Raw genomic sequence first — 13222 nt, forward strand, 5'->3', positions numbered from 1 at the left:
GGGCCGTTCTCAGGACTTGCGGGTCATTGTGGTTGATGGTTTGTTGAGGTTGTTCGCACAAGTTTCAACACATCGTCCAACACATAGGCCGACGGTTTAATCAGCGATTTCAGTGGTTTAAATGAATTGCTCCCTGACAGTCCGCTAGGGAGCGCCATCATTCCTTTTGAGCGCTGCAAGGATCCCAGCCAGTCGGTCTCCGGCGAGCAATCCCCATGATGCGTGCGGGTCTGGGCTGACCTCATAGTAATCGGTCTGACCGCAGCTGGCGCATTCGTAGATTCGCAGTTCGATCGATCGCACCGGGGACACCCGGGCGAGCCCCGTGCGAGCACCGCATCTGCTGCAGTGGGGCCGTTTGTCTTTGCACATGCCGCCTCCTAACGGAGACTGATTGCTTGTGGTGCGAACGCCGCGACCACAATTTTAAATTGAATATTTTTCTTTATACTCCCTTTTCGGATGCCCAGCGAATCCAATGTGCAGATTCGGTCGCCGACCGCGCAGGACATGGTTGCGCAAGTGTTTGCCGACGGGTGAATTGGACGCGAACAAGAGGCACGCGCAATTGAGCCTTCCCCGCCCGATCCTCATGATCGGCGGGTGGTGGATATTCTCAGTCTGAAGTCCTGTGCGCTTGAAGTCAGGCGAACACGAACAGCGTGATCGCAAGCGCCAACGCGACCAGATGCAAAACGGCTGGGACCATCGGTCGTCTCCCGCCAAAGTCGTCGCAATCGAACGCTACAATTAACTGATTCCCGACGCCGTTTCGATTCGCCGGCACACCTCGGACCAGCACGCCGAATACCGTTGAACTATTAACGCCGAGGTGCGTTGCGCGGGGTAGGTTCCTGAATGGGAACCATTAAAGGAGAAGTCCCATGTCTCTGCCAGATGACAGCCTTCGCCCCGAAGACGTCCAGCGCCTGCAGGCGCGCGTCGAGGCGGCCATCCGCGATCACTGGAAGGCCTATCTGTTCGAAGGCATCCTGCTACTGATCATCGGCTTTGCGGCGATCCTGCTGCCGCTGCTCGCCAGCATCACCTTCACCATCATGCTGGGCTGGCTGTTCTTCATCGCCGGTGTGGCCGGCGTCGGCTTTTCAATCTGGGCGCGCAAGGGCCCCGGTTTCTGGTGGTCGCTGCTGTCGGCCGTCTTGGCGCTGGTCGCCGGTCTGGTGCTGATCGCGATGCCGCTGCAAGGCACGCTGACCCTCACCTTCATCGTCGGCGTGTATTTCCTGGCCGAAGGTGTCGCGACCATCATGTACGCCTTCCAGCATCGCGGACGGATGTCGGAGCGCTGGGGCTGGATGCTCGCCGCCGGTATCGCCGACATCCTGGTGGCGTTCATCATCATCTCGGGCTGGCCGGGCACCGTCTGGGCGATCGGCCTGCTGATCGGAATCAATCTGGTGTTCGGCGGCACCTCGCTGATCGCGATGGCGCTCGCCGCCCGTAAGAGCACCTAATTGCGCGACGTCTGCCGCGGTTCGCGTCAGCAGCCGCGGCAGATGCTCTTGATCTTGCGGTCGAGCGCCGCATCCGCCGGATCAATCTGATCGATCGTCCGCTCCGGCGGCGTGTCGTTGCGGCGCGGCTGCAGATGCCCGATCGGCGCTTGCCGGAGCCCCGCCCCGCCCCCCGACACGTCCGGCGAAATCGTCGAGCCGGCCGAACCGCCTGTGCCGCTGCCGGATTGCGCCAATACCGCGCTGCCGCTCAGGGTCAGGATCGCGGCGGCGATCATCACAGATTTCATCGGAGCTCTCCTTCCATTCACGCTCCCGCCGCGAGGCTGGGCGCCGATCGCGCCAACATCACGGCAGTCTGCATCGGCCAATGGTCCGCCCAACCCCAGCACCAACGCATCATTCCCGGCCCAGTTGCCGGACTGCACCAGCAACAGAGTACCGCCGCTCATTCCGACCGCGGCGGATACAGATGCACCTCGCCGCAATAGTCGGCGACACGATAGCGCGAATCCGGCTCGGTTCCATCGGCGTCCGACAAATAATTGGGGCCAACCGGCGCCTTGCCGTAGCCGCCGGGAATGTCGAGCACGTACTCCGGCTGGCAAAGTCCAGACACATTACCGCGCAATGCGCGCATCAGGGCCTGGCCCTCGGCGAGCGTGGTGCGCAGATGCGCGGTCCCCGGCGCCAGATCGCCATGGTGCAGGTAGTACGGCTTGATCCGGCACTCGACGAAAGCGCGCATCAACGCCTCGAGCGTCGCGGCGTTGTCGTTCACACCCCGCAGCAGCACAGACTGGCTCACCATCGGAATTCCAGCGTCGACGATCCGCGCGCACGCCGCGCGCGCCGCCTCCGTCAACTCCCGCGGGTGGTTGGCATGCAGCGCGAGCCATGTGGTCTTGCCCGGCACCCGCAGCGCCCGCACCAGATCCGGCGTAATCCGCGCCGGATCTGCGACGGGAAGACGGGTGTGAAAGCGGATGATCTTGACGTGCTCGATCGCGGCGAGTTCGGCCATGATCTCGCCGAGCCGCCGCGGCGACAGCATCAGCGGGTCGCCGCCGGTGAAGATCACTTCCCAGATCTCGTTGTGCGCGCGGATGTAGTCGAGTGCGGCAGCGGTCGCCTCGCGCGACAGCGCATTATCCTTGCCGGGACCGACCATCTCGCGGCGAAAGCAGAACCGGCAATAAACCGCGCAGACATGCACCGGCTTGAACAGCACGCGGTCACGATGCCGATGCACGATGCCTTCGACCGGCGCATGCGCAGCGTCGCCGATTGGGTCGTCACGTTCAAAGGCGAGCGAGGACAATTCCTCGGCGCGCGGGATGTACTGCCGCGCGATCGGATCGTCGGCATCGTCACGATCGATCAGCGCCGCGACCGCCGGCGTCACCGCGATCGCATAGCGCGACGCGACCTCGCTCAGCATTGCGCGATGGTCCGCAGCGGCGAGGCCCTCGGCAATCAGTTCGTCGGGTTGGCGCAGCGTCGCCGCTGCCGGCGTGTTCAATCGGGTGACTTTGGTCATACGCCCTCGCCTGCCGGCGGCGTCCACACCACCTGATCGATCGTGGTTGCACTGGCCGCCAGCATCACCAGGCGGTCGAAGCCGAGCGCGACGCCGCTGGCCTCCGGCATTTCGCCGACCGCCGCGAGAAAGGCCTCGTCGAGCGGATAGCGCTCACCGTAGCGCCGCTCCTTCTCGTCCATCGCGGCGATGAAGCGCGCACGCTGTTCGGCCGCATTGGTAAGTTCGCCGAAGCCATTGGCGAGCTCGACGCCGCAGGCATACAGCTCGAACCGTTCGGCGACCCGCGGGTCGTCCGGCTTGGTCCGCGCCAGCGCCGCTTCAGGCGCCGGATATTCGCTCAGCACCGTCAGCCGTCCATCGCCGAGCCGCGGCTCGACATGCTCGACCAGCACCTTGCTGAAGATGTCGGACCAGGTGTCGTCATCGGCGATCCGCACGCGTGAAGCAGCCGCGTTTGCCAGCGCCGTGCGATCCCCCTCACCGTTGGAGATCGTGGCAAGCAGATCGATGCCGGCAAAACGGGCGAACGCATCGGCCACCGTCAGCCGCTCCGCCTCGGCGCGCGGATCGGCGCGCCGCCCCCTGAACGAAAACGTCGCGATGCCGGTTGCGTCCGCCGCCACGCGGACCAGTGCAACGCAGTCGTCGATCACCTGCTGGTACGGCGCCTCGGCGCGATACCACTCCAGCATGGTGAACTCCGGCAGATGCACGCGGCCGCGCTCACGGTCGCGAAACACTCGGGCAAGCTCGAAGATTCGCGTCTCGCCGGCCGCCAGCAGCTTCTTGCAGGCGAACTCCGGCGAGGTCCGCAGGTATCGGGAGCGCCGCTCGCCGTCCGGCCCTAAGAGGTCCGTGCGCGGGGCGTGCAGATGGGTCTCGTTGCCGGGCGAAATCTGCAGGATCGCGGTCTCGACCTCGGTAAAGCCCGCTGCCTCGAACCAGCCCCGCACGGCCCGGGTCACCGCCCCCCGCGCGCGCAAAAACGGCTGACGGTCCAGATACCTATCCTTGTTCCACCAGGGCGACGGTTGGCTTGTCGCCTCCATCTCAAGTCGCCCCCATCCGGCCGCGCAAAACACTGGCATCAGCGCCACAAATCAGTATGTTGCGCCCCGAAACCGTTTCGGCCTCGGGATACCAACGCCCGGATCGGGCCCGGACCTGAACGACAGGAAACATTCCTTTGAGAGTCATCGCCAGTTCTATTCGCAAGGGCAACGTCCTCGAGCAAGATGGGAAGCTTTACGTCGTCCTGTCTGCCGAAAACATTCATCCCGGCAAGGGCACGCCCGTCAGCCAGATCGAAATGCGCCGAATCAGCGACGGCGTGAAGATCTCGGAGCGCTACAAGACCACCGACCAGGTCGAGAAGGTCACCATCGAAGAGCGCAATTACACCTTCCTGTACGAGGATGGCGAAGGCTTCCACTTTATGGAGCCGGAGTCCTACGATCAGGTCCAGGTCGCCAAGGACGTCGTCGGCTCGGCGGCGCCTTACCTGCAGGAAGGCATGGTGGTGAAGCTGTCGATGCACGACACCACCGCGGTTGCGATCACCCTGCCCCAGCGCGCCACGCTCGAAGTCGTCGAGACCGAGCCGGTGACCAAGGGCCAGACCGCGTCGTCGTCCTACAAGCCGGCGGTGCTGTCGAACGGCGTCCGCACCCAGGTCCCGCCGCACATCGGCACCGGCACCCGCATCGTGGTGCTGACCGAAGACGGCTCCTACGTCGAGCGCGCCAAGGACTAATTGCAATCAGCTCTGCTGACTGCCGCAAAGCCCGCCGCAACCCGGCGGGCTTTTTCGTTGGCGTTGTTCAAGGACGCGGCGGCGGCTGTTTCGGCGCGAATACGCTGACCGCGTTGCGCAGCAGCTCGAACCGGGCCGGCGTAAACGTCACCAGTTCGCCATCGGCATTCACCGGCCGCGGTTTGCGGGTGCGGATTTCGAACGACGTGCCGCGCGCGGCACGCACCTCGCGCCACAACACGTGGCGGCCTTTGCGGAAGTCGTAGGCCACCGCCAGCAGCTTCCACACCTGCGCAAATTCCAGCGAATACAGATCGAACTGGCCGTCGTCGATTTCAGCGGTTTGCTCCACCGCCATGCCGCCGCCGTAGTAACGACCGTTGCCGACCGCGACCTGCATGGTCTTCACCCGCACTTGCTCATCGCCCGACACGATTACCGCATGAAACGGTCGCGCCTTACTTAGGACCTTCGCGGCGGTGAGCGCGTAGCTGAGGCGGCCGAACCTGCGCTTGCTTTCGCCGCTCAGTTCGCGCGCCAGATCGGCGCTCAGCCCGACGCTGGCGACGTTGAAGAACTTGTGCCCGTTGACGTCACCGAGGTCGATGGTCTTGCGATGCCCCGCCGCGATCACGTCTGCGGCGGCTTCCATATCGAGCGGCAGACCGAGCGTCCTCGCAAGGTCGTTGGCGGTCCCCGCCGGGATGATGCCGAGCGGCAGACCGGTCGTGACCAGTGCCGGCGCGGCCGCGTTCAGCGTGCCGTCGCCGCCGGCGATTACAACGCCTGCGGCGCCTTCGGCATGGGCTTCGATCCACGGCGCGACCTCGTGGCGGCTGGAAGGTGCCGAGACCACCAGGTCGAAACCCGCGGCGCTGAGTTTGGAGCCGGCCAGACCGACGGCCTGGCTGCCGGAGCGGCTGCCGCGGTTGATCACCATCAGCAACCGGCGCGGCGGCGCCGCCTGGGCAACGGCGCTGCAAAGGTCGGAGCCATCGCTGGGCACAGCCTCTTCGAGGTCCGGCTCTTCGAGGTCCGGCCCGATCTCGGATTCGCGGTCCACTCAACTCCCCATTGGCTGTCGGCTGCAGCGCGCCTCGAATGGCCGAGGCTGCGGAAGGCAGGTCGGTGTCACCAGTTGGGCGCAGAGCGCGGCGGTACAAGGGCACAGGCGGAGACATCGTGTCGCTGCCGCCTGTTGGAACAATCGGCGGCCTGCTTGCGCAGCTGCTATCGAGGCGCAGCGGCTTTGGGGACGACCTCAATGCCGCTACACTGCCGGCCATGGTCGATCACGATTCCCCCACCTCCCTCACCCGTCGCCACCTGCTCCAGGCGGCCGTCGGCGCCGCCGTGATGCTGCCTGCCGCAGCTGCGGCCGCGGCGCCGGCCGGCTTCGATGAGTGGCGCGACGCGTTCCGGGCCAAGGCGCTCGCCAAGGGCATCTCGCCGCGGACCTGGGATCGGGTGATGGGATCGCTCGAACCCGATATGAGCGTGTTCAAGAACTTCCAGAAGCAGCCCGAATTCAACGAGCAGCTCTGGCAGTACATCAACCGGCGGGTGTCGGATTGGCGGATCACCGCCGGCCGCGAGGCGTTGCGCAAGAACGAAGCGTTGTTCGCGCGGATCGAGCGCGATTTCGGCGTCGAGCGCGGCACGCTGCTGGCGCTGTGGGGCGTCGAGAGCGCCTATGGCGATCCCTTGGTGCAGCAGAACCATATGCGGCCGGTGTTTCCGTCCCTCTCCGCGCTGGCGTGGCGCGAGCCGCGGCGGCGATCGTATTGGGAAACCGAGCTGATCAACGCGCTGCGGATCGTCGACAAGGGCTGGTCGACGCCGGAAGAAATGCGCGGCTCCTGGGCCGGCGCGATGGGCCACAGCCAATGGATGCCCGAGGTGTGGCTGAACGTCGGCATCGACTATGACGGCGACGGACGAGTGTCGCCGTTCGGCCGGCCCGACGACGCCCTCGGCTCGACCGCGAAGTATCTAGTCCGGCGTGGCAACTATCGTCGCGGCGAGCATTGGGGCTACGAGGTCGAGGGCCCCGGCGGCACAGGCAGCGGTCGCCGCAGCTATTTGGAGTGGTCGCGTTCCGGCGTCACCCGCGCCGATGGCCAGCCATTTCCCAATTCCTCGGCCAGCGCGACGATGTGGGTGCCGGTCGACGGCGGCCCGAAATTCCTGATCGGGCCGAACTTCTACGCGGTGAAGAGCTACAACCCGTCGATGAACTACGCGCTGGCGATCTGCCACCTCGGCGATCGCATTCTCGGCGGCAGCCCGTTCATCCATCCCTTCCCCGGATCGGAGCGTGCGCTGACGCTCGCCGAGGTGCAGGAGATGCAGACCCGGCTGACCCGCGCCGGCTTCGACACCGGCGGCACCGACGGCCGGGTCGGCAACGACACCATGAAGGCAATCCGCGACTTTCAGCTCAAGACCGGCCTATCGCCCGCCGACGGCTATGGCGGGCTCAAGGTGCTGGCACGACTGCGGCAGGGTGGATAGAGGCCGCAGGCTTTTCGATGATTCAACATCACTGGACGTGGCACCGGATCAAGGCGCTGGCGCACGAGGAGTGGCGCGAGCTCGTCACCTTCAATCCCAGCGACCGGCCGTGGCAGATGCCGTTCTCGGCCGCACTCGCCGCCGGCGTGCCGATGCTGATCGGCGCGTATTTCGATCATCTCGACTACGGCCTGATCTCGTCGCTCGGCGGCATGGCGTTTCTGTATCTGCCGCGCACCCCGCTGCACCACCGCATGGTCTCGATGATGGCGGCCGGCTTCGGCTATGCGGCCTGCTACACGCTCGGGCTGGTGGTGCATCTGCTGCCGTGGTTGCTGGTGCCGGCGATCACCTTCACGGCGATCGTGGTCACCATGCTGTGCCGGTTCTATCGGGTGGGACCACCGGGTAGCATGTTCTTCGTGATGGCCGCGGCGATCGCCGCCTATACGCCCAGCGACCTGATGCAGCTGCCGCTGAAGGCGGGGCTGTTCGTGCTCGGCGGCCTGCTCGCGACCCTGATCGCGATGATCTACTCGATCGTCGTACTGCGAATCCGCGATCCGCTGCCGGTGCCGCCGCTGGCGATCGACGATTTCGAGCACGTCGTGCTCGACTCCGTGGTGATCGGCATCTTCGTCGGATTAGCGCTGGCTCTGGCTCAGGCGCTGCAGCTCGAGCGGCCGTATTGGGTGCCGGTGAGCTGCCTCGCCGTCATTCAAGGCCTGTCGGTGCGCGCGATCTGGAATCGGCATCTGCACCGCCTGCTCGGCACCGCGATCGGCCTCGGCCTCGCCGCGGTGCTGCTGGCACTGCCGCTGGAGAAATGGAGCATCGCGTTTGCGGTCATCGCGCTGAGCTTCGTGATCGAGACGGCGGTGATCCGGCACTACGGCTTCGCGGTGATCTTCATCACCCCGCTCACCATCTTCCTCGCCGATGCCGCGACGCTGGGTCAGGAGCCGGCGCACCAGATCATCGAGGCGCGGTTTATCGATACCGTGGTCGGCTGCGTGGTCGGCCTGCTCGGCGGCGTCTGCCTGCACCATCCAGGCTTCCGCCATGTGACGGCCCGCTTGATCCGCCGGCTGATCCCGGCCTATCTGATCCCAGCCAAACACGACCGGGGCGATTGACCAAAAGTCAGGGTTTTGCCCGGGCCGAGCCGTGGAATAATACCCTTCCTCCGTTTCTTCAGGATGTATCGCCGGATTTGAGCCATGACCGACGTGCGCCCTCAGGCCGAGACCTTCCAAGCCCCACTGGACGAAATCGTCTGGAACACCACCTTCCGCCGCGGCTTCGCCGAGGCCCGCTCGGGCCGTACCCCGCGCTATGACGACGAGGTGATGTTCCAGGACGGCCTCGCCTGGGTCTACGAATGGGGCCGCCAGTTCGCCATCCTCGCCCCGCCGGACCTGCCCCTGGTGCTGCCCGAAGAAGGCGCACTCAATCCCAAAGCGGTCGAGCTGTTTCGGGAAATGATCATCCAGGGCGAGATTTGTACCTGAGAGCTCGTTCAATACTCAAGCGGATCCACTTGACCTATCGTCATCGCCGGACTTGATCCGGCGATCCATCTTGCAAGGATGATGGATGGCCGGGTCGAGCCCGGCCATGACCGCCGCCTACTAATCCGGATTCCTCATCCCGTGGCCGCCTCGACCGCACTGCTCACCTGATCATCGTCGGCCCGGCATCCGGGACCGCGACGTCGATGACGCGGAGCTGCACGCGTTCGGCGCCTTGCCAGCGATCGACGCTGAGGCAGCCGGCGACGTGGAGCGTCTGACCGCGGTTCTCGGTCAGCGCGTTGCCGAGCTTCTGGCCGACGCTGCGGAATGCGATGCCGTTGACGAACGCGCCGTCGCCGGCCTTGAAGCGCAGCCGCAGATGCGCCTGGCCGACCTCGTCGGCATAGACGAGCTGATGCGCCGGCAGCGCGACGATCGGCTCCGGATTGCCGGCGCCGAACGGCCCTGCCCGGTTAAGCGTCGCTGCCAGCTCTGTCGTGACGCCGCGCGCCGACACCGCGCCGTCGATGTACAGTTCGTTGACGTGGCGCGACTTGGCGACGTCATCCGCCAGCGTCGTTTCCAGCCAGGCCCGGAATTCGGCGAGCCGCTCTTTGCGCAGCGTCACGCCGGCCGCCATGGCGTGGCCGCCGCCCTTGAGCAGCAGCCCATCGTGCACCGCCTGGCGCACCGCCTTGCCGAGATCGACGCCGGAGATCGAACGGCCCGAGCCGGTGCCGATGCCGCCGGGCTCCAGCGCGATCGCAAACGACGGCCGTCCGAACTTCTCCTTCAGACGCGACGCGACCAGCCCGACCACGCCAGGGTGCCAGCCTTCGGACGCGGTGACGATCACCGCGCCCTTGTCCTCGAGCCCGAGCGACGCCATCGCCTCGGCTTCCGCCTGGGCTTCGGCCCTCTGTTCGATCTCTCGCCGCTCGCTGTTGAGGCGATCGAGTTCGGCGGCAATGCGGGCGGCTTCAGAGACGTCGGACTCCAGCAACAGCCGGACGCCGAGATCGGCGCGACCGATACGGCCGCCGGCATTGATCCGCGGCCCCAGCATGAAGCCGAGATGCCACGCCTCCGGCGGACCGTTCAGCCGCGACACGTCCATCAGCGCGGTGTGGCCGACGTGATCGCGGCGGCGCATCGCGATCAGGCCCTTGGCGACGAAAGCACGGTTCAGCCCGACCAGCGGCGCGACGTCCGCCACCGTGCCGAGCGCGACGTGGTGCAGCATGTCGAGCAGGTTCGGCTCCGGCCGCTCCGCGGTCCAGAACCCGCGATGCCGTAGCTCGCGATTGACCGCGACCAGCGTCATCAGCACCAAGCCGACCGCGGCAAGATGGCCGAGCCCCGACAGATCGTCCGGCCGGTTCGGATTGATCAGCGCTTCGACCTCGGGCAGTTCGTCGCCGCATTGGTGATGATCGATCACCACGACGCTCATCCCGAGCCGCCGCGCTTCCGCCAGCGGCTCCAGGCTGGTGGTGCCGCAGTCCACGGTGATCAGCAGCGTCGCGCCTTTGCCGGCGAGCATACGGATCGCGTCGATATTCGGGCCGTAGCCTTCGAAGATGCGATCCGGAATGTGGATCAAAGGATCGAGCCCGCAATGGCGCAGATGCCAGGCGAGCAACGCCGACGAGGTCGCGCCGTCAACATCGTAATCGCCGAAGATCGCGACCTTCTCGCCGCGCGAGGCGGCATCGGCGATCCGCTTGGCACCGGCTTCCATCTGGGTCAGCGACGCCGGATCTGGCATCAGCTTACGGATCGTCGGATCGAGAAAGTCCTCGACTTGGTCGATCTCCACGCCCCGCCCGGCCAGCACCCGCGCCAGCATCTCGGGCAATTGATAGCGCTGCACCATTGCCTGCGCCTTCGCAGTGGCGCGCGCGTCGAGCCGGTCGCGCCACGCCTTGCCGGTGGCAGAGCGGGTCACGCCGAGAAACGCCGGCACGGTTTCGGCCGGCAAAACGGAGATGGGAGGCGTCATGGTCCGCGCAGATAAGCACGAAGCGCCGACAGCGCAAACCGCCAGGACGGCGGCCGGAGAAGCCCGCTGCCCGTCATTGCGAACGAAGCGAGAGGTTTGACCTTCTCGCGGGTCAGCACCCAAGCCGATCGGCGACACCGGCCAGATCATCGGCCACGATGGTCCAGTCGCCGGTAGCATCGAAGTCGATCGTCTGCAGCGGGCCGTACTCGGTCGGACGCGGGATGAAAGCCGTTTTCAGGCCCAACGCTTGCGCGGCCTGAAGATCATAATTGTGCGCGGCGACCAGCATCACTTCGCCCGGCTGCAGATTGAGCAGCTTCGCGGCACCGAGATAATTCTCCCGATCCGGCTTGTAGTGGCGGAAGATGTCACTGCCGAGAACCAGATCCCACGGCAGGCCCGCGTTCTTCGCCATCCGGGTCAACAGCCCGACATTGCCGTTCGATAGCGGGGCCAAAATGTACTTGGTCTTCAGCCGCTCCAGCGCTGCGACCACGCCCGGCCACGGCTTCAACCGATGCCAGCCGGTGACCATGTAGTTGAGATCGTCCTCGGTCAGTCCCTTGATGCCAAATTCGCCGACAAGCCGCTTCAGCGATTGCCGATGCAGTTCGTCGAGGGTGAGGAATTCGGCTTGTGGATTGTTGCGGACCGCATCCATCGACGGCACATAGGCCTGCCGCCATGCATCGATCAATCCGGTCCAATCGCCTTCGAGGCCACGCCCAGCCGCATAGGCGGAAAGATCGTCGATCAGGCTGCTGCGCCAGTCGACGACAGTGCCGAACACGTCGAATAGCAGGGCTTTGACGTCTGTCGCATCGGACACCGGCATGGCGTTCGTCCCTTGTTGTTCTTCGTCATTGCGAGCGCAGCGAAGCAATCCAGTCACACATGCAGACTGGATTGCTTCGTCGCTTCGCTCCTCGCAATGACGTTGTTAGGCTGGCTACAGTATCTTCCGATACTGCATGAAGCCGGAATCCTCGGCAATGCGGTCGTAAAGCAGCCGTGCGGTGGCGTTGCCGGTTTGGGTCAGCCAGTGCACGCGGCTGCAGCCGTCGGCTTTGGCACGCGCGTACACGGCTTCGATCAGCTTGCGGCCGAGGCCGAGCCCACGGGCGCTGTCGTCAACGAACAGGTCTTGCAGATAGCAGTAATTGCCGACCGTCCAGCACGACCGGTGATAGATGAACTGCACGATGCCGGTGAGCTTGCCGTCGACATAAGCGCCGAGCAGATGCATCGGCTCGGCGGGATCGTGAAACCGCGCCCAGGTGACGTCGGAGACCTCGGGCGCCAGTGTCGCCTTGTAGAACGCGAGGTAACCGGCCCACAGCGGCTCCCAGGCGGCCCGCTCGTCGGGGCCGACGGGACGAATCTCGACGGCCATCCGACGTCTCCTTATCTTAATCGAGGTGGAACTTCTCGAGCTGGCGGTGGTCCGCCTTGATGTAACGCACCGTGCCGGTGACCGACCGCATCACCACGGTCTCGGTCTGGATCACGCCCTTGCGGAACTTGACGCCCGAGAGCAGCGAGCCATCGGTGACGCCGGTGGCGGCGAACAGGCAGTCGCCCTTCACCATGTCCTCGATCTGGTACACGAAGTTCGGATCTTCGATGCCCATCGACTCGGCGCGGTTGCGCTTGGAGTGAGTATCGAGCAGCAGCCGGCACTGCATCTGACCGCCGATGCAGCGCAGCGCCGCCGCGGCCAGCACGCCTTCCGGCGCGCCGCCGGTGCCCATGTAGATGTCGACGCCGGTGTTGTCCGGGTCGGCACAGTGGATTACGCCGGCAACGTCGCCGTCGGTGATCAGCTGGACGCCGGCGCCGGTGGCGCGGATCTTGGCGATCAGCTCGGCGTGGCGCGGACGATCGAGCACCAGCACGGTGATGCCGTGAGTCGGCACACCCTTAGCCTGCGCCAAGCGGAGGATGTTGTCTTCCGGCGGCGCATCGATGTCGATCAGGTTCTTCTCGTAGCCCGGACCGATCGCGATCTTCTGCATGTAGACGTCGGGCGCGTGCAGCAGCGTGCCGCCTTCGGCCATCGCCATGGTGGCGATCGAGCCCGGCATGTTCTTGGCGCACAGCGTGGTGCCTTCGAGCGGGTCGACCGCGATGTCGACCTTCGGACCGGCGTTGATGCCGGCACCGACCTTCTCACCGATGAACAGCATCGGCGCTTCGTCGCGCTCGCCCTCGCCGATCACGATGGTGCCTTCGATCGGCATCTTGTTGAGCTCGCGGCGCATCGCATCGACCGCGGCCTGGTCCGCGCCCTTTTCGTTGCCGTGGCCGCGCAGCCGCGCCGCAGACACCGCGGCGCGCTCGGTCACGCGCACGATCTCCAGGGTCAGGATGCGTTCCAGCAGCAATTGCGGCGGAACGGAAATGGTGGTCGACATCGGC

13 protein-coding genes are annotated in these 13222 nt (G+C 65.5%); 5 read left to right on the top strand and 8 right to left on the bottom strand.

The genetic code is table 11. The features are described 5' to 3' along the window. Positions 1–884 precede the first annotated feature (884 nt). Positions 885–1475, top strand: coding sequence for an HdeD family acid-resistance protein (locus DY467_RS01960; protein ID WP_164633823.1), 591 nt, complete (start codon positions 885–887; stop codon positions 1473–1475). Between the two features lie 26 nt (positions 1476–1501). Here the strand turns inward: DY467_RS01960 and DY467_RS01965 are convergent, their stop codons facing one another. The 3 genes from DY467_RS01965 to epmA all read right to left on the bottom strand — a co-directional run bounded on the left by DY467_RS01965 (position 1502) and on the right by epmA (position 4067). Then, positions 1502–1765 (bottom strand): hypothetical protein, encoded by a 264-nt coding sequence (locus DY467_RS01965; RefSeq protein WP_164633824.1) that lies wholly within the window; start codon positions 1763–1765, stop codon positions 1502–1504. A gap of 158 nt (positions 1766–1923) precedes the next feature. Continuing rightward, on the bottom strand, positions 1924–3015 hold the full coding sequence (locus DY467_RS01970) for a lysine-2,3-aminomutase-like protein (protein ID WP_164633825.1): 1092 nt from the start codon (positions 3013–3015) through the stop codon (positions 1924–1926). Then, positions 3012–4067: an EF-P lysine aminoacylase EpmA gene (gene epmA, locus DY467_RS01975; protein ID WP_164633826.1), complete on the bottom strand. Its 1056-nt coding sequence runs from the start codon at positions 4065–4067 to the stop codon at positions 3012–3014. The genes DY467_RS01970 and epmA overlap by 4 nt, the downstream gene beginning before the upstream one ends. A gap of 137 nt (positions 4068–4204) precedes the next feature. Here epmA and efp point away from each other — a divergent pair, with 137 nt between their 5' ends. After that, positions 4205–4771, top strand: a complete 567-nt coding sequence (gene efp / locus DY467_RS01980) for an elongation factor P (RefSeq protein WP_107344436.1) — start codon at positions 4205–4207, stop codon at positions 4769–4771. Positions 4772–4838: 67 nt separating this feature from the next. Here the strand turns inward: efp and DY467_RS01985 are convergent, their stop codons facing one another. Next, complete coding sequence (locus tag DY467_RS01985) at positions 4839–5777, bottom strand: lipid kinase (protein ID WP_349627599.1); 939 nt, start codon at positions 5775–5777, stop codon at positions 4839–4841. Positions 5778–6055: 278 nt separating this feature from the next. Between DY467_RS01985 and DY467_RS01990 the strand changes: the two genes are divergently transcribed. The 3 genes from DY467_RS01990 (at position 6056) to DY467_RS02000 (ending at position 8796) form a co-directional block, all read left to right on the top strand. Further along, a complete protein-coding gene (locus DY467_RS01990) occupies positions 6056–7285 on the top strand; it encodes a lytic murein transglycosylase (RefSeq protein WP_164633861.1) in 1230 nt (409 codons plus the stop codon). Positions 7286–7302: 17 nt separating this feature from the next. Beyond that, positions 7303–8421 carry an FUSC family protein gene (locus DY467_RS01995; protein WP_164572060.1) on the top strand — a complete coding sequence of 373 codons (1119 nt, stop codon included), beginning with the start codon at positions 7303–7305 and terminating at the stop codon, positions 8419–8421. 84 nt (positions 8422–8505) lie between these two features. Next, positions 8506–8796, top strand: a complete 291-nt coding sequence (locus DY467_RS02000) for a hypothetical protein (protein WP_011158059.1) — start codon at positions 8506–8508, stop codon at positions 8794–8796. A gap of 163 nt (positions 8797–8959) precedes the next feature. Here the strand turns inward: DY467_RS02000 and recJ are convergent, their stop codons facing one another. From recJ to glpX, 4 genes are all read right to left on the bottom strand, one after another. After that, entirely contained in the window at positions 8960–10801 is a 1842-nt protein-coding gene (recJ, locus tag DY467_RS02005; protein WP_164633828.1) for a single-stranded-DNA-specific exonuclease RecJ, read from the bottom strand. 112 nt (positions 10802–10913) lie between these two features. Then, on the bottom strand, positions 10914–11639 hold the full coding sequence (locus DY467_RS02010; protein WP_164633829.1) for a haloacid dehalogenase type II: 726 nt from the start codon (positions 11637–11639) through the stop codon (positions 10914–10916). Between the two features lie 114 nt (positions 11640–11753). Then, complete coding sequence (locus DY467_RS02015) at positions 11754–12197, bottom strand: GNAT family N-acetyltransferase (protein WP_164633830.1); 444 nt, start codon at positions 12195–12197, stop codon at positions 11754–11756. A gap of 16 nt (positions 12198–12213) precedes the next feature. After that, positions 12214–13218 (bottom strand): class II fructose-bisphosphatase, encoded by a 1005-nt coding sequence (gene glpX, locus DY467_RS02020; RefSeq protein ID WP_107344429.1) that lies wholly within the window; start codon positions 13216–13218, stop codon positions 12214–12216. Between the last annotated feature and the right edge of the window lie 4 nt (positions 13219–13222).

Source organism: Rhodopseudomonas sp. BR0G17 (genome assembly GCF_010907025.1).
Lineage (GTDB): Bacteria > Pseudomonadota > Alphaproteobacteria > Rhizobiales > Xanthobacteraceae > Rhodopseudomonas > Rhodopseudomonas palustris_H.